Here is a 17,275-nt window from a genome sequence, read left to right on the forward strand (position 1 = left end):
TCTCCAGCCGAGACTCAGTGAAGTTGAAATTGCGGTGAAGATGCCGTATACCCGCGGCTAGACGGAAAGACCCCGTGCACCTTTACTATAGCTTGGCACTGAACATTGAACCTACATGTGTAGGATAGGTGGGAGACTTTGAAGTTGGGACGCTAGTTCTGATGGAGTCAACCTTGAAATACCACCCTTGTAGTTTTGATGTTCTAACTCAGGCCCCTGAATCGGGGTTGAGGACAGTGCCTGGTGGGTAGTTTGACTGGGGCGGTCTCCTCCCAAAGAGTAACGGAGGAGCACGAAGGTTGGCTAAGTACGGTCGGACATCGTACGGTTAGTGCAATGGCATAAGCCAGCTTAACTGCGAGACATACACGTCGAGCAGGTACGAAAGTAGGTCATAGTGATCCGGTGGTTCTGTATGGAAGGGCCATCGCTCAACGGATAAAAGGTACGCCGGGGATAACAGGCTGATACCGCCCAAGAGTTCATATCGACGGCGGTGTTTGGCACCTCGATGTCGGCTCATCACATCCTGGGGCTGAAGTCGGTCCCAAGGGTATGGCTGTTCGCCATTTAAAGTGGTACGCGAGCTGGGTTCAGAACGTCGTGAGACAGTTCGGTCCCTATCTGCCGTGGGCGTTGGATGATTGAAGGAAGCTGCTCCTAGTACGAGAGGACCGGAGTGGACGAACCGCTGGTGTTCGGGTTGTTATGCCAATAGCATTGCCCGGTAGCTACGTTCGGAATCGATAACCGCTGAAAGCATCTAAGCGGGAAGCGAGTCCTAAGATGAGTCATCCCTAGGAATTTAATTCCTCTAAAGAGCCGTTCGAGACTAGGACGTTGATAGGCAGGGTGTGTAAGCGTTGTGAGGCGTTGAGCTAACCTGTACTAATGACTCGTGAGGCTTAACCATACAACCCAGATGGGTTTGTGTAGTTAGTGTGTGTATTACTTCATAAGCACAAAAGAATACGAACTTGATTTAAGTCGAACCTAATTATTTATTATTTAGAGAAATCTAGATACAGCTTTCTAAATTCTTTTACCTTTAGCTTTTTTAAAAAGCTGAAAGTAATCGTCAAATTAGTCTGGAAACCATAGCATTGTGGCCCCACCTGAATCCATCTCGAACTCAGAAGTGAAACGCAATCGCGCCGATGGTAGTGTGGGGTCTCCCCATGTGAGAGTAGGTCATTTCCAGGCGCCTAATTTCTCGTAAAGAGAGTCGATAAATCCCCAGCACTTAGTGTTGGGGATTTTTTCGTTTAACAGCTTTTGAAATGAGCTTCTCACATGGGGAATATAGATAGCGCATGCGCAGCATGCATCCTTTTATATGCTAGTAGGGGGAAGCTCTTGCCCGAAGCCGGGCCATTGGAAGGCGCCTCCGCTCTTTGTTTCCGCATCCAAAGCGCTACTTCTCCGCCCCCATGTGGTTCGGCCTTCGGCAAGTATCATGACGATTCCAAGCCGGGCCATTTCCAGACACCCATGTGGCTTGCTCCCCAGCTGCAGCAAACCTGCTACGCGCTACGACTGTATGTTCGTCATTTTTACTTTTGACCAGCCTTGCTGATCTATTAAATCTCTCTGTCATTTTAAATACAGCGCATGCAAAGCATTCCTTATCGGGCCTAAATCGATGAAGACAGCTAGCAAAGGATTTTAAGTCACGCACATGTTCAAAAAGGACAATTCAAAACCTAGTTATGCGATCAAGGAATTGGGGGAGAGAGCCGTATAATACCAATCGGTATAAAGGTGTGGTCACTCAGCGAGAGTTTAGCGCTTCAGAGGCAAGGCAACGAGTGGGGAACATAGTTATTCTACGTTTAAGCTCGTTAACGCCGTATCGGAAGTGCTAAAACTCGCCTTTCAGGAGTGTTTTTGGCAGCCTACTTCTGTGTTGAATGAATTCAAAAGGGATCACCATTCCCTCACTCATCCGCCTTGAATTATGCAGCCAAAAATAACTCTGAGTTGGCCACTTTTTTATACCGATTGGTATAATTACCAATACACTGGTTAATTACTAATAACCAGCCAGGTTATCAGAGCCCTTTTGGGCTACTTTCAATATTTGCAACAGAACTGGAAATAGATAACCTGCTTTTTAATGTTTGCAATTTCGTCTCATCATTTTATTCCGGGCAGTAAAAAGGGAGGTTATGCCTCCCCATTTTATACCAGTATTTACTTCAGAATCTTGTTCTAACTCTGCAATATCTTCAGCGGTAAGCCCAACATGTTATCTCCAGAACCGGCTAGATACCAGATGATGGCTATAAGTGCTCCCACGGTGAGAAAATACCATATGGTGGAGAATATCTGTCCATACCTGTCCAGAGGTAACAAATGACTCTGGTGGCGTGTCTTCCACTCGAATACTATTTCTAAACTGCCGATGAGAAGCAGGAATCCCAATAGTGCTAGTCCTAATGTGTAGCTCAAGTAAACGCCAACGGCAGCCCCAGCGACGCAGGCGCCCAGACCCAAGACGCTGTTCATCGAAAAGCTAATGCTCTTTAAGATGTGTCCACCGTCTAGTGGGAGTATGGGTAATAGGTTAAATAGGTTTAAAAGGGCGTTAAAGGCGGCCAGACCAGCGAAAAACACGTTACCAGTTAACCAGTAGGCTATCAAAGCCATGATGGACATGAGTAGGCCGAATGTTGGTCCCATGATAGATATCACCACGTCCTGCCAACGGGTATTGATCTTCTCGTCGCTGAGTGCCAGCCCTCCCATGAATGGGATTAGGTAGATGCCCTTGGTTTTCATGCCGAAATGTTTCATGGCTCTGATGTGGCCATATTCGTGAAATACCAGACAGGCGATCAAGGCTAAAGCAAATTGGAAGGAGAATAACCAGGAATATGCGGCAACACTGGCGCCAGCTAAAACTACCTTGATGACTTTTGCGCTCTTTAGCAGCTTGAACCCTAAGGAAGCTAAGCCGACTAAACTGACTTTTCGCTTTGCTTCGATAGGCTTGACTGGGACCTGCCGCTCGATATCTTTGGTGTCTCTAGTACCGCTATTGATGATTTGATCATCCTTTATCAAGCGATAATCTAAGCTAAATGGCTGCCAAGTAAGATTGATCTCAAGGCTTATCTTTATAGCTTGGCTGGCTATTGATTTTTCAATGTTTGTATCCGGGTTGGTGTTGACCTGATTGACTTGTGTAGCGAGTTCAAACTCATGAGTTTTTAGCCCCTCATTATCTGCAGAAGCCTGTTTGACTGAGACTAGGGTATCTCCCCAAAAAAGCTGTTGCCAACCGGCCATAGAGCCTTCTAATCTCAGCTCTTTACCTAAACAATCAATTCTTAATAATTCCACAAATGTTCTCTTAGCTTTCTTGGTTATTAATTAGTTTTTATAAAAAGATTATGCATGGAAAGTTTGAGGGAAGCGAGAGAAGAAAAGCCAACTTTAATGGGGAGAGGTGGCTAAAACATAAGGTGAAGAGCAGAAAGTATAACTGCTCTTGCCTCTATTTTTAGTCATTAAGACAGACTGATTAGAACTGGGCCATTAAGTTTAATGCATTAAGACTAAGTCATTAGCCGCGATTGTTATAATCGAAGGTTATCTCTTGATCTTGATTGAATACTATACAGGTACCGTGTTCTCTCTGGGTTCGGTTAAAGGCTTGACCTATATGAATTTCGACATTGGAAAAAATGTGTTTATGAGCTTCTATGCGGTTGTCTTGGTAATAGGCATCGACTTCCTGTTTGATGGTCTCATATTCAATTTCTTCCCTTGCAAGTTCATTTATGATGCGTTGCTTTTCATCCAGCATCATTTTGACTTGTTCTACCATCATTTCATCATTTTGCCATTCGCTCTTTGGGGGCAACTTCTTGAGCCGGGCAGCGATCTCTAATTTAGCCACAACCATAGCTTTAATTCCCTGATCTAGCTCTTTTAGGTTTTTCTTCAGATCTCCCTGTTTCATGGCACAAAACACTTCCGTTTTAGTGCCGGCAGTAGCACCTATGATAACGGCTTTAAGTCCCTTATCGGCTTTAACTATTCCGCCGACGAGATCGCCTCTTCGTCCATTGGCATCGCTAACTGTGAGTTTCTGTTTGGTCTTGGTATGACTGTGAAGTAGTTGTTTAGTGACGAGAATCTCACCCTGAGCATCGAGATCTGAATATTGGATGAATTGAGCGCAAATCTGACCCTTAGCTAGAATCTTAGTCGACAACTCATTTTCTTTGAGCTGCCTGCCTATGATCCCCTTACTGACAATTACATCACCTTCGGCAATTAAGGTCGATGAATCGACAAACCCCATAACGGTAATGTCCCCGGAGCTTTTTACTACCATGCCCTCGTGTACATCTCCAGTGATCATTATGCTGCCTTTAAAGTCAACGTTGCCATAGCCTACATCGACATCCTTGATATTGAGTACATCATCGACTTTCATGCTTGTCTTAGTCTCAACGGGCTGGCCAGCAACCGTTGCGATCAGGTGATTCAGGTTTGCAGGATCCAGCCCAGCTCCTTCCTCTTCGGTGAGCTTGAGATCTTTTCCGGGTACGGGAGCTAGCACTTCACCATGTACGTTATAGCCTTTAGTCCCTTGTGTTGCCGGGTGTTTCACCATCAAGAGATCTTTAGGCTTCACCATGATGACAGAACCTAAATTTCGCATATCTACGGTGCCATCTTTTCGCTCTTGGGGTTGCAGTAAGCGTTCTCTGGCTAGGGGGACTTTACGTTCAAGCTTGGCGTTAGTGCCATTGACACAGGGCTTGCCTGTAGCTATGACACTACGACAAGTCTTACCTGACTGAAGCTGTGTTAGTTGTTTCAATAGCGTCTGAATCTTAACTTTACTTAAGCCCATGCCAACGTTATTGGTTTTTAGTGATTTCAAGATATCCTGGATGGTAACTTCCTCCCCCCCCAGGCTGCTGTGAGTTGCATCTGGGCACTCATCTTATCTTCACTTATCTCTACTTCGATTAAACCATTGCGGCGCTCGGCAATTTGAAAAAATTGTTCGAATTGACCGTCATCTTGGCCACAGAGTTGATTGACCTGGATCACGGCCTTCTGAATGCTAGGCTCTAAAGGGAAAAGACAATCGAAATCGGGGAGCGTTAAGAGGGTGAAGATAGCCTCTTCGGTGAGTGGACCATGCGTATTAGGCGTCACCTTAAATTCGGCAAAACTATTATCAGCACTTAGTTCAATCAGTTCAGGAGATAGCATAGTGAATTCCGATGTAATGACTCATTATTATTCTTATGTGTTTTATCTTGTTTAATCTTGTTTTACTACTGTACGAGTATAACAGTATAAAGTTTCGGCTAAGAAGCCCTAACTGACTGAAAAGTGAATGGACTCTAATAAGATTAATATAAAATTGATTTTGAGCAATAAAAGGGCCAGAAGTGTTTTATCCGGCCTGACAGTGAATTGAGTTAAACCCGTATTTATCGAGTTTGTTTATTGATTTTATTGAACTTGTTTGAGTAAATTTTATATTTGTTGTTTTCGGCTATGACGTTTACTTGACCGAAATTATCCTCAATCGTGTCGCTGTATGCTAGATGTCGATTGGCTACAATGTGCCATATACCGCCTTTCTTTAGTTTTTTTACACTATCGCTTACAAAATTTTTGGCTATGTCGGTCGTGCTCTTAAGTCCATCGTGGAATGGTGGATTAGAGATGATGCCATCAAATTTATCTTGGGTTTGGGCTAAACCATCTGATGGGTAAGTCGTGGCGATAAAATTATTGGCTGTTAATGTCAGCTCACATGAAGCTAGCGCCATGGCATTGATGTCGATACATTCGACTTGTAATTGGGGTTGTTCCTTGAGTAGAGCGGCGGTAATGACGCCGGCGCCGCAGCCAAAATCTAATACCCTACCTTTCATTCTTGGCAGATTTGATAGCAATAACTTAGTGCCTTCATCTAATTTTTTCTCGCTGAACACCCCGACTAAGTTACACACTGTAATTTCGCCCTGGGGGGTATCTAACTGATATTGACTGACCCACTCATCGAGTCTGACTTTGGGAGCCTGCTCGATAAGCTCACTGATATAAAGTAGACAGTGGCGAGCATTATCTTGTTTAAAAGGCTTATCAAAATAGGCGGGGATCTGTTTGACCAGGGAGCGAATTCCACCTTTATTTTCACCCACTACGACAAGCTGTCCACCGGGCTTCAAGTGTTGGCCGGCTAAGTTTAGGAGGTAGGCGGCAAGCGCCTTCGCTTTAGGGTAATAAATGATTGCCGTATCAAACAGCTCGTCATTGGGAAGGCAATGGCTAAAAAATAGCGACAGTTCTTGGCTGGCCTCAGGCTCCATCTGTAGGTGATGATGGAAGTCCAGTGCCAGTGCGGTGACCTTATTGGCATGTTCTAACAGATGTTTAGGAAGCCGATCGTCTTCATAATTGATTACTAATACATTTTGATTTTCGAATAAATTGCTATTTCTGAGAATGACTTGAGATGGATTAGTTAACACGACGACCACAGTTAGGAAATTTGAGCGCCTATTATATCCCAAATTTATACATCTCTATCAGTTTTTAGTCTGATATATACAGATATTGAGTCGGTTAAGACTTTAGGCAATTGAATATTTCTGGAACCTGATGACAAAAATCATCAGGTGTATTTCAAATAAATCATTATGGCTAATAGTGACTTGGGTCAGAGAGTTTGATCACTGTTTTTTTTGAAAGATTTTGAATCATATTTTTCAAGTGTAAATTATCAGCTTCTATGAAATAAATTTTGAGCGGCATAAGTATTCTTTGCCTAAGCTGTAGGTACGTGAGGTATTAGTATCCGCTTGATTCGTTGATGCAGCAGCATGGCTTATTTTATGTGTGGATAAAGGATAGTAAGGAGACTAGTTAATGCGCCTCTTGGCCACATGGATGTTAGTGCTGTATCTTTTTTGTGCTCATTCTACCGCAGCTCAGGTCATAGTGAATGGTTCAGCCATTGATTTCCCCTTGCCTGCTCAAGAGTTACGCCTGATTTTTTCGATGCAAAAAATCTATTGGCCCGATGGTCAAAAAATTCAAGTATTTATTCTTTCTCCCAGCTCTGAACTGCATAAAGAATTCTGTTTTAAACAGCTGGATATGATGCCGTATATGTTACAGCGAAGATGGGACCGCTTAGTTTATTCTGGCACTGGAGAGCGACCCATCATATTAAAAAATGAAGTTGAGATGCAGGAAAAAATTGCAAAAACACCTGGTTCGATAGGTTATTTGGCAGAGCCCGCATTGAGTGGTAACAATAGAGTGGCTAGGAGTCTTTATGAAGCTAGTCGCTAATTGGTTTATCAGCTTAGTACTTCTTCTCGTACCTTTTTATTCTTGGTCTTCCGAATGGCAATTTAATGGTTTTGTTAGTCAGGGCTATGTTACTGCTGACGACACTCAGTTTGTCGTAGGAGAGGATGATAGTACCTTTAATATTACCGAAGCCGCATTTGCTGTGTCATGGAAGCCTATCGAGCACATTCGTATAGCCAGTGCACTCAGCTACAGGCAGTGGGGGAGCCTCGCTGAAGGTGGTGTTAATTTTGACTATCTTTTTGTCGAATACAGCCATCAGGTGGGTGAAGGGACGCTAGGTATTCGAGGAGGGCGATTTAAGAATGAAACTGGCTTCTATTCCAGCACCAGAGATGTTCCCTTTACCCAGCCGAGTATCATGTTGCCCCAGTCTATCTATAGTGATTACTTTCGTGATGCTCAGTTGCATATCGAGGGGGCAGACCTGTTTGGTATGCATCAAATCTGGAACGGAGCCTTAGACTGGCATGTGTCTGTCGGTAAGGTTGACGTCACCGAAGATTTAGATCGAAATGTGATGGGTAATGTGGAGTTAGGCGCCTTCGATTCAGAGAGTTATTACTCTGGAGATATAGAGTTTCAAAATGACCATCTTAGATTAGGCCTTAGCTATTACGACGCTGAAGTCAGCTACCTCCCATCTCTGGAAGATTATTACCCCGGTAATATTAGATTAAAAAATTGGGTGTTCTCGGGACAATTTAGATATATGAACTTTGAGTTTACCGCCGAATATATGACCGTAGACAGGCTGACTAATGGCCTGGTGTTTCCTCCAATGGCAGATGAATTAGTCGACTCTGGCATAGGCTATTACCTAGACCTAAGAGCCTATCTTCCCCATGAAATCGAACTTTTTGTGCGATTCGATAAACATGTAGTCGATAAAGATGATGCCGATGGCAAGGAGTTCGAGGCTGTTACGGGTCTCCCCGCTTATTTTTCTTACACAGATGACTGGAGCTTCGGCGCTCGCTGCTTTTTGAATAATGATTGGTTGTTGGCCGCAGAATATCATTTGGTCGAAGGTGCATCTTGGGTGACCCCGATAGTGGCACCGGATCCATCCACGCAGTCGAAACATTGGTCCATGTTTGCGCTGCAGATTTCTTATCGATTCCAGTGGTGATGATATGACTATGTTGCCTGAAGGTCGGACAATATTTATCAGTCTTAAATGTAAGCTGCTACTCGTTCCAGTGGTGATGATATGACTATGCTGCCAGAAGGTCGGACAATATTTATCAGTTTAAAATGGAAGCTGCTAGTTGCGGTACTGATTATACTCACCATCTTAGGTGGGCTCTTAGGTGGTTTCGCATACAGGCAACTCATCAATCAGCAGAATTATTTACTGGAATCTCAGCGAGGTAAATTAGCTCAGAATCTGGAGACTTCCATCTCCTTGAGTGTCGAACACTCCTTGTCCGCCGCCCAACAGATCGCACTCTTGGTTACTGAAAAACAGCAAACTCCCTCGGGCTACCAAGCCATGTTAGCGCTTCGTTGGCCCGATCTACAGCTCTACTGGGAGCTTGATCGGCTGAGTCTTATGTCGCTATCTGGCGAGGTACTCGCTCATGCTGGTAAGTTAATGGAAAGTACTGAGATGGACTGGTTTAAATCGGTTACGGTGAAGTTGGAGCCACATTGGCGCATCGTATGCTTACAAGAGTGTGTTATTCAGGTCTTAGTGCCGAACTTGTTACAAGGCGAACCGCACTTTTTATTTATGGAGACTGGCCTGACGGATATTTTGGCAAGGTTTAGAATTAATGAAACATTTGAGCTAGCTGTGTTAGCCCCTTCTACTGATGTGGGGGAGGGACAAAGTTATTGGGGGAGAGAGGTCTATAGTATTAGTAATAAACACACCAGTTTAATTCAGTTAGAACAGGCTGCGGCTCGATTTACCTGGGAGCAGATAGAGAATAGGGGGGCGTCTATCAGGTGGGTGGTGAACTTTCTGCTCTGTGGATATTTCCCTTGGCTGAGGGGTGTCTCCCCGGCGATACTGGTGATCAACAATATCAGTGATTGGCAGTCTCTGCTCAATGAATTTCAGGAGAGTATGTTGGGGACTCTCCTGTTCAGTTTAGTCTTGTCCGGGGCTCTAGTCATATTGGCTGCCTGGGCACCTGTGGTGAGTTTGAGTCGTCATGCGACTCTACTCCCTATGCTCGCAGAACATGATTTCGAGGCTCTGAAATCCTTGTCACCTAAGACCTCTTCATTTATCGTCGATGAGGTGGACTTAATCAATATTGCGACGCTAAACCTTGCCGAGCGGATGCAGAATCTGGAGTTGGAAGTTGACGAATATACTTGTGAATTAGAGCGGCTCGCCATGTTAGACACTCTGACAGGTTTACCTAATAAGGCCATGCTCAATCATGAATTGCAGAAGACTATCGCCTGCGTCGGACGCATTCACGATAAGTTAGCTTTGATGTTTCTCGATCTCGATGAATTTAAACGGATCAACGATACATTAGGCCATAGTCAGGGAGATGAGCTATTAAAAATAGTGGCCAAGAGGTTGAATCATAGCGTTCGTGCTATGGATACAGTGTTCAGGCAAGGAGGGGATGAGTTTCTTATTCTGCTCAGGGGGATCCGCTCGGAAGAGGATGTCCGCAAGGTTATTCATAAGATATTTGCCTCCCTGCAACAGCCTGTTGTGTTAGGGCGGCATAAGTTGATTGTGACCACGAGTATCGGCGTCGCTTACTGTGAGAGTAATAATGTCAGGGCCGAAGAGCTGATTAAATACGCCGATCTGGCCATGTATCAGGCGAAGGACGCGGGGCGTAGTAATTACCGGGTGTTTACCCCGGAGATGCTACAAAGGGCGAATAACAAGTTGATGATAGAGCAAGATATTGGTGCTGCAATCGAAGAGAAGCAGTTGTCACTCTCCCTGCAGCCGATAGTGTCACTCCCCGATGGTAAGGTGAAAGGATTCGAAGCGTTAATCCGATGGCATCACCCGGAGAGGGGTTTGATCATGCCGGGTAACTTTATACCCGATATTGAGGATAGTGAAGCCATCATACAAGTGGGCAATTACGTACTCGAAGAAGGAGGAGCCATCTTATCCCGTCTGATTGAGAAGGGCTGGGACGATCTCTACCTTGCAGTTAATCTGTCGGCGAAACACTATATGGATCCTGGTCTGATCCCTCTGGTTCAACGTATCTTATCAAAATACAATATTCCGCCCCAGAGTCTACTGTTAGAGGTCACAGAGGAGAGTGTGATTGAGCAGGTGGATCTCGCCTTGTCTGCGATGAAGTCATTGAAGCGTCTGGGTGTGCGGATTGCCATAGATGATTTCGGAACCGGCTATTCCTCCCTGAGTTACCTTAAGCAGCTACCCTTCGATGTATTGAAAATCGACCGTTGCTTTACCTCTGGTGTACTCGATAATAGTGTCGATACTCATATCGTCACCACAGTCATAGATCTGGCACACAATCTGGGTAGAACCGTAGTAGCCGAAGGCATAGAAACCCAGGAACAGTGTGATTTTCTTGCCGCTGCCAGGTGTGAATTGGCTCAGGGTTATCTGTTCTCGAAACCTTTAGAAGAGAGGAAGGCGTTCAGAATTCTCAATGAGATAGAGGGGCATGGGGTGTGGCCGGTAGAATCACTGCCCCAGCTCGCTAAGCTGGGGAGTTAACGCTGGTATTTGTGGTTATTTATTTGGTTGAGACTTAGCCTTAGGCAGTAAACTGATTAGCTTAGTCGCGATATCTGTGTTGTCCTGATAACCTGCAAATAGTCTGGCTGCTGGACCCGTTGCGAATACCTGTACGTCGACGCCTGTGTGACCGCCAGTAGTCCAGCCTGTGTTTGAACGGCTATCTATGAGGTGTTTGATACTTGTGGTCATCACCTCTTTACCCTGCATTCTTGCTCGAGATAATTGAGATAGTTCATCTTCATTAGGCTCGAAGCCTAAATTTAATGAGACTCGAGCTCGCCAGTCACCATCGGCGAGGGTATCGTTAGCGATAAAATCTGGGCTGGCTTGTACACCCCTGATGATACTCGTGTCCCATCTATACTCGCCGTTAGCACCTATGCTTAAGCCGCCGGTATTATGATCTGCCGTTACCACCATCAGAGTATCGTTATTTTTTCTGATGTACTGCTCTACGACTTCGATGGCGTTGGCGAATTCTTCCATCTCTCCCATAGCCGCCGCAATATCATTATTGTGTCCGGCCCAGTCTATTAAACTGCCTTCGACCAGAAGCACGAAGCCTTGGTCATTTTGCGATAATAACTCTAAGGCCTTAGCTGTCATCTTGCTCAGCTTATGACTGTCACTATCATCGATGGCCCATGGCAGTTGAACATCGGCAAACAGGCCTATGACCTTACCTTGCTTGATCGAGTCGAGCTGGTTAAAGTCCGACAGGTACTGATAACCCTTAGCCTCGAACTTTTTTATCAGGCTGGTAGGGAAGTACTTCTGACCGCCACCTAACATCACATCGGCATCGGTTTTAAGATAGCTATAAGCTAACTCATCGTAATTGCTACGGCTTTCATTATGGCTGAGAAATGCTGCTGGAGTAGCATGGTTGATCTGTGATGTCACGGCCACTCCGGTGGAGAGTCCCAGGGCTTTGGCTTTTTCCATTATGGTGGCAATAGGCTGTTTATTGGTATCGACAGAGATGGCGCCATTATAGGTTTTAGTCCCAGTGGCTAATGCCGTTGCCGAGGCTGCCGAATCTGTGACATAACCACTCACCCTAGCGGGATAAGTGCTCGAAGTTCCTACGAGTAGTCGGTCGAATACCGTCTGCTCTATCTCTTGAGTATCCGGGTTATCTTTATAGTATCGATAGGCACTGGTATAGGCTGGGCCCATACCGTCACCTATCATGATCACAATATTTTTAGGGACACTGGGTGCGTCGCCTAGCAGGTTTTGCACAGGAGTCACTGCCTGAGCTGCGACGCCCATGCTGCCGATCAGTGCCACTCCTGCCAACATACATTGTTTGAATATCTTCATTTTTTGCGTCATGCCCATTGCCAACATCCTAGCTTGCGTTAATTTGTGCTTCGATGGCGTCCATTAGCATACCAGTAATGTCCACATCCTATAACGTGCTTAAATCCGTGCTTTAATTCGTGCTTCGATGGCGTCCATTAGCATACCAGTAATGTCCACATCATAAGCCGCTTCAATCTCTTTGATACATGTCGGGCTAGTGACGTTGATCTCGGTAAGCTTATCGCCAATCACATCCAAGCCGACGAAGATGAGTCCGCGTTTCTTGAGTTCAGGTCCTATGCTGCGTGCAATATGCCAGTCACTCTCAGATAAAGGTTGAGCTACACCACGACCGCCGGCGGCTAAGTTGCCGCGTGTCTCGCCCTTTTGCGGAATACGAGCCAGGGAATAAGGCACTGGCTCACCATCGATGACCAAGATACGTTTATCACCTGAGGTGATATCGGGAATAAAGGCTTGGATCATGGCATATTGCTGGCCGTGATCGGTCAGTGTTTCGATGATCACGCCTAAGTTAGGATCATTCTTCTTGACTCTGAAGATGGAGCTACCGCCCATGCCATCAAGTGGCTTGAGTATGATATCGCCTTTTTCCTGATAGAAATTACGGATACGGGTCTCATCTCTGGTCACAATTGTGTCAGGGGTAAACTCGGAGAACCAGGCTGTAAATAGTTTCTCATTGGCGTCACGAAGGCTCTGGGGCTTGTTGACGATCAGCACACCTTCTTCTTCGGCCCGTTCGAGCATGTAGGTCGCGTAGATAAACTCAGTATCGAATGGTGGATCTTTACGCATTAATACGACATCAAGATCTGACATGGGAGTGTCGATAGTCTCTCCAAGCTCGAACCAATTCTGAGGATCAGACTTGACGGTTAAGGCGCGCATATTAGCCATCGCCTTACCATTGACCATGGCCAGATCTCGCATCTCCATATAGAAGAGCTGGTATCCACGGCTTTGAGCCGCGAGTAACATGGCGAAACTAGAGTCTTTCTTGATGTTAATGTCGCTGATTGGGTCCATTACTATGCCGAGCTTGATCATCTATTCGCTTCCTTCTTTCGCCATCTTCCGATGGGACAATTGAATTTTGTGTGTGCTTTGTCTGAGGTTTAGGCTTTAATTTTTGCATTTCTGCACCAATTTCTTGCTAGAACCTAGAACCTAGAACCTAGAACCTAGAACCTAGAACCTAGAACCTAGAACCTAGAACCTAGAACCTAGAACCTATAAGTCACCAAATTTGAGTTGTAGGGCACTGATTGCCGTTAGTGCCGCAGTTTCTGTTCTCAGTACTCTTGGCCCTAACAAGATATCGGTAAATTTATCTTGCTCTGTCTTCAATATCTCAGTCTCCGAGAGCCCGCCTTCGGGGCCTATCAATAGTCTGACTTTAGCAACCTCGAGGGACAATCCTCCGATACCGTGTGCAGCCCTTGGGTGTAGATTTAATTTAAGCGAGTCAGTTTGTTCACCGCACCAGGCCTCTAATGACATGGCTGGCCTGATTTCAGGAACCCGACTTCGGCCTGATTGCTCACAGGCGCCGATGACAATCTTCTGCCACTGGTGTATCTTTTTTTCTAATCTTTCACCGGAGAGTTTTACGCCACAACGCTCTGAAAACAGAGGTGTAATGGTGTTGACGCCTAACTCTACCGATTTTTGAATGGTAAAGTCCATACGGTCGCCACGGGAGATAACCTGTCCCAGATGAATATGAAGTGGTGACTCACTGGCGTTAGCGCTCGAAGATAAGACCTTAACGGAGACATTTTTCTTACTGGCTGAGATGATCTCAGCCAAGTAGTCATGGTCGCTACCATTAAATAGACTGATTTGTTCGCCTGGGGTCATTCGTAATACTCTACCTATGTGCGAAGCTGCCTCATCATGAAGGGCCAAGCTGTCACCGATTGCTAAGGGCGAGTCTTGATATATTCTTGGAATTCTCATCTATTTCTTACTCCGCAATCTGGGTATTTACAGCAGGTGAGTCGCATCTTTGTTTGACAAAAGGGTTATGGTTTCCCTGTGTCCTGGCGATCGCTTCGTCTCTCTTGCACTCGATAGTATCAACTGGATAAGTTTTATCCCATGCTTTGAACAGTTTTAATTGGCTTTTGGCGATTTTTAAATCATAGGTATCCTGCATATAGAGATATGTGCGGGCAATGCGGCCTCGAGTGTAGCCTGGTGGCTCAACCTTACGAGATTTGAAATCGACCACCATGGCACATCGGCCATATTGTTCTGGCTTAGCGCTCCATTGGCTGAAGCGATAATTGCTCCTGTCGCCGTTGATCTCGCCGATGGCGGGCACTAGGTTGTGCAGATCTGATTCCATCTTTTTATATTTGGGGTCATTCTTACCACAATTTTTCCGTCCACCCTCTTGCCAGCATTTTCTTTGATGGCCTAACTCCCAGGCTGGGACTAGATGTTCCCATTCGATACGTGCCGCGCGTTTTTCTTGCTTTCTTACTTGGTAGCCACAGCTTTGTAGATCAGGCTGCCATTTTTTCCCTTGGATTTTGATGTCACAGCCACAATAAAAGCTGGTGTGTGGCAGCTCACTGCTATAGATCTTTTTTGCCAGTCGTTTAGCTTGGCTAAAGCTGGTGGGATGAGAAGGAGATGCGAATGAAGGCGATGATAGGAGTAAACTTAACGCTAAACCTATGAAGGCAGCGTTGAGTGTCGTAAAAAATTTCAATGGTGTTCCCTAAAATAGGCAAATGTGCGTTTTTTGCCCAAAGACGATAGGCAGAACTTATGTCTGCTCTGTTTGCGGGATTTTACGGGATGAATGGGAATAGAAGCAAGAGCTTGGCAGGGTAATACCGATTGGTATTAGAAATTTATAAGCCGTTAGGCTCTCTTAAGCTCCTGCTTACAGCATCTGCAACGATACTGAGTCTCACCACGGATCACCTTATTATGACGTCGAATACTCAGTGGGATGTTACCGCAATCGCATAAATAATCGAATGTTTTTCCTGATACTGATTCAGTATTTAGAGTATGAGTCGTGGCTGGCTCTAGTTGATAAACCTTAATCATCAGAGCTTGCCATTCCTTGCCATGGGGTTTGACCTTGCCGTATAACTGATAAGCGAGCAGATGGCAGATCTCATGTGGCACAACCTGATCGATAAAGGCCTGATGGTTTTCTGCGAGTAAAGTAGAGTTGAATCTGAGTAGATTGAGTTGCAGATGCGCTGTGCCGGCACTCTTACCCCTGAGCTTAAAGCTAATTTCCGGATGTGGAAAAGTCCGTTTCAGGTGGGTCTCTGCTTGTCGGTAATAGTCTAATACCTGCTCAGCGATCTGCTGGTGACGTTCATCCTCAAATTCGTAGTGAGCTGTTTCAAACGAGCCTGCTTGAGCTGTGTTTTTTGATCCGAATAAGTTAAACATATTGCCCTGATTTACAACTAGAGGTCTAAAAATGAGTGTTGAGAGTCGCCAGTGCTGGAATTGGTATAGGTTAACTAGACAGATCTGAATAATGAAACGACTCAATTTATCATTGAGCAGTTTCATTTACTCGCTAGCAACTAGGACTGGCTATAAGCTCTTAGCCCCAGCGATTACCATGGCTCTGATCTGTTCGACGATGTCGGTTTCAGTCTTAGCATCGAAACTCTCCACTCTAGGGGTATGGATATGACCGACAGGGATCTTACTGTTAAATTGCTGCTGTAATAAGACGGCGCGGTATGAGATCTCATTCGATAGATAACCACCACCTGAGCCTTCAACTGAAATAGCAGCTTGCAACTCGGACAAGGAGGTAGCGTTAAACTTGCCTCTAGCCAGGGTAGTGACACTGTGGTTATCGTTTACCTTCCATTTAGCCGCATCTCCCTGAACCGTTTGCATGGCTGCAACCGGGAGAGAAAACTCAACAAACTCGGGACCGTTAAGGGTCTTACCATTAAACATAGGCGCTATCGGCTTTTCATTGTTGCCGCCGGTTAATACATTTAAGTTATCCGGTGCTGCTGCGCTGCGATTACGCCCAGGGAAGCGCTCGAGATCGAAATCGTCTCTTCCCATGCTGACGGTGATAATCATATCCAGGCTATTTTCGCGGTAATAAGGAGTAAGCAGAGATTCGATTATACCTTGGTCGAAGTCGGCGAAGCGTACAGGGATCATCACCGTCTGTATTTGTGCTTTCTTGCCATTCACCGAAAATTGATAGCCATCCAGTGCCAGCGCCGCTAAGCCTGAAGGATTGCTCTGATCGATATTTCGGTCGAGGAAGAAGGGATCGAATCCGGTCAGCAAGATCTTGACCTGAGTATCGGCAGCAAAGCTAATATTACTGAAGCCTCTGGAAGACTTTTCTACTGCACTCAGGTTGATATTGCGTTGCCAGGGAGCTATCTGGAACGAAGGGGCTTGCTGCTTAAGCAAGGTCTTCATGGCCAGGCGTCCCCAGTACAGAGGGCGGTCATCTTGCCCTCCCGATTGCACATCTCTGACAGCTTGCTGCCAGAGGCGCTCTCCCTGTCTGGCAACCATCTGAGTCATTAATAATTCATCGGTTTGCTGCTTGTATTGTTCCTCGAGACTATCGACTAAAGCTTGATAGCGTCCGACGACTTCAGGCATGGCTTGAGTCGCGGTGGAGACGCGAGCCTCTTCTATATCCAGGCTAGCCATAGCTATTGTGCTGAACATTGCACCTGTGATGAGTCCTGCAACTGCTAAACAGGATTTCGTCATGGCTTGCTCCTTCTTCTGTGATAGACAATCATTTTTAGGACAAGATTGTTTTTATTTTTGATGATGATTTATCAATCTTAGCGGGTTATCAATTTGAATTGATTATAGTCAAGGCTTGATACCAATGAGTATGCA

11 protein-coding genes, 2 rRNA genes and 1 pseudogene (1 of these 14 running past the window's edge) are annotated in these 17,275 nt (G+C 45.5%); 5 read left to right on the plus strand and 9 right to left on the minus strand.

The features are described from left to right. A 23S ribosomal RNA gene (locus FM037_RS03830) occupies window positions 1–913 on the plus strand (it extends 1,992 nt beyond the left edge of the window). A gap of 174 nt (window positions 914–1,087) precedes the next feature. Then, window positions 1,088–1,203: ribosomal RNA gene (gene rrf, locus FM037_RS03835) — 5S ribosomal RNA — on the plus strand. Window positions 1,204–2,211: 1,008 nt separating this feature from the next. Here the strand turns inward: rrf and FM037_RS03845 are convergent. From FM037_RS03845 to FM037_RS03855, 3 genes and pseudogenes are all read right to left on the minus strand, one after another. Then, window positions 2,212–3,345, minus strand: coding sequence for a site-2 protease family protein (locus FM037_RS03845; RefSeq protein ID WP_144044916.1), 1,134 nt, complete (start codon window positions 3,343–3,345; stop codon window positions 2,212–2,214). Between the two features lie 223 nt (window positions 3,346–3,568). Then, window positions 3,569–5,238 (minus strand): annotated as a pseudogene (locus FM037_RS03850) (DUF342 domain-containing protein). 224 nt (window positions 5,239–5,462) lie between these two features. Then, entirely contained in the window at window positions 5,463–6,512 is a 1,050-nt protein-coding gene (locus FM037_RS03855) for a class I SAM-dependent methyltransferase (RefSeq protein WP_144044917.1), read from the minus strand. A 397-nt stretch (window positions 6,513–6,909) separates the two neighbouring features. On the opposite strand from FM037_RS03855, the gene FM037_RS03860 reads away from it, so the two are divergent. The 3 genes from FM037_RS03860 (at window position 6,910) to FM037_RS03870 (ending at window position 11,044) form a co-directional block, all read left to right on the plus strand. Beyond that, the gene (locus FM037_RS03860) at window positions 6,910–7,338 is read left to right on the plus strand and encodes a hypothetical protein (RefSeq protein ID WP_144044918.1); all 429 of its coding nucleotides are present in this window, start codon (window positions 6,910–6,912) and stop codon (window positions 7,336–7,338) included. Then, on the plus strand, window positions 7,322–8,491 hold the full coding sequence (locus tag FM037_RS03865; RefSeq protein WP_144044919.1) for a hypothetical protein: 1,170 nt from the start codon (window positions 7,322–7,324) through the stop codon (window positions 8,489–8,491). Before FM037_RS03860 ends, FM037_RS03865 begins: the two co-directional genes overlap by 17 nt. Window positions 8,492–8,572: 81 nt before the next feature. After that, window positions 8,573–11,044 carry a putative bifunctional diguanylate cyclase/phosphodiesterase gene (locus tag FM037_RS03870; RefSeq protein WP_229381077.1) on the plus strand — a complete coding sequence of 824 codons (2,472 nt, stop codon included), beginning with the start codon at window positions 8,573–8,575 and terminating at the stop codon, window positions 11,042–11,044. 15 nt (window positions 11,045–11,059) lie between these two features. Here FM037_RS03870 and FM037_RS03875 read toward each other — a convergent pair whose 3' ends face one another. The 6 genes from FM037_RS03875 to FM037_RS03900 all read right to left on the minus strand — a co-directional run bounded on the left by FM037_RS03875 (window position 11,060) and on the right by FM037_RS03900 (window position 17,140). Then, the gene (locus FM037_RS03875) at window positions 11,060–12,412 is read right to left on the minus strand and encodes an alkaline phosphatase (RefSeq protein ID WP_407695627.1); all 1,353 of its coding nucleotides are present in this window, start codon (window positions 12,410–12,412) and stop codon (window positions 11,060–11,062) included. Window positions 12,413–12,493: 81 nt separating this feature from the next. Then, window positions 12,494–13,447 carry a glutathione synthase gene (gshB, locus tag FM037_RS03880; protein WP_144044921.1) on the minus strand — a complete coding sequence of 318 codons (954 nt, stop codon included), beginning with the start codon at window positions 13,445–13,447 and terminating at the stop codon, window positions 12,494–12,496. 183 nt (window positions 13,448–13,630) lie between these two features. Then, the gene (rsmE, locus tag FM037_RS03885) at window positions 13,631–14,359 is read right to left on the minus strand and encodes a 16S rRNA (uracil(1498)-N(3))-methyltransferase (RefSeq protein ID WP_144044922.1); all 729 of its coding nucleotides are present in this window, start codon (window positions 14,357–14,359) and stop codon (window positions 13,631–13,633) included. A gap of 7 nt (window positions 14,360–14,366) precedes the next feature. After that, window positions 14,367–15,119 carry an endonuclease gene (locus tag FM037_RS03890; RefSeq protein ID WP_221937463.1) on the minus strand — a complete coding sequence of 251 codons (753 nt, stop codon included), beginning with the start codon at window positions 15,117–15,119 and terminating at the stop codon, window positions 14,367–14,369. 155 nt (window positions 15,120–15,274) lie between these two features. Beyond that, window positions 15,275–15,823 (minus strand): SprT family zinc-dependent metalloprotease, encoded by a 549-nt coding sequence (locus FM037_RS03895; protein ID WP_144044923.1) that lies wholly within the window; start codon window positions 15,821–15,823, stop codon window positions 15,275–15,277. Window positions 15,824–15,973: 150 nt separating this feature from the next. Continuing rightward, window positions 15,974–17,140, minus strand: a complete 1,167-nt coding sequence (locus FM037_RS03900) for a C15 family peptidase (RefSeq protein WP_144044924.1) — start codon at window positions 17,138–17,140, stop codon at window positions 15,974–15,976. Window positions 17,141–17,275: the final 135 nt, after the last annotated feature.

Source organism: Shewanella psychropiezotolerans, from assembly GCF_007197555.1.
GTDB lineage: Bacteria > Pseudomonadota > Gammaproteobacteria > Enterobacterales > Shewanellaceae > Shewanella > Shewanella psychropiezotolerans.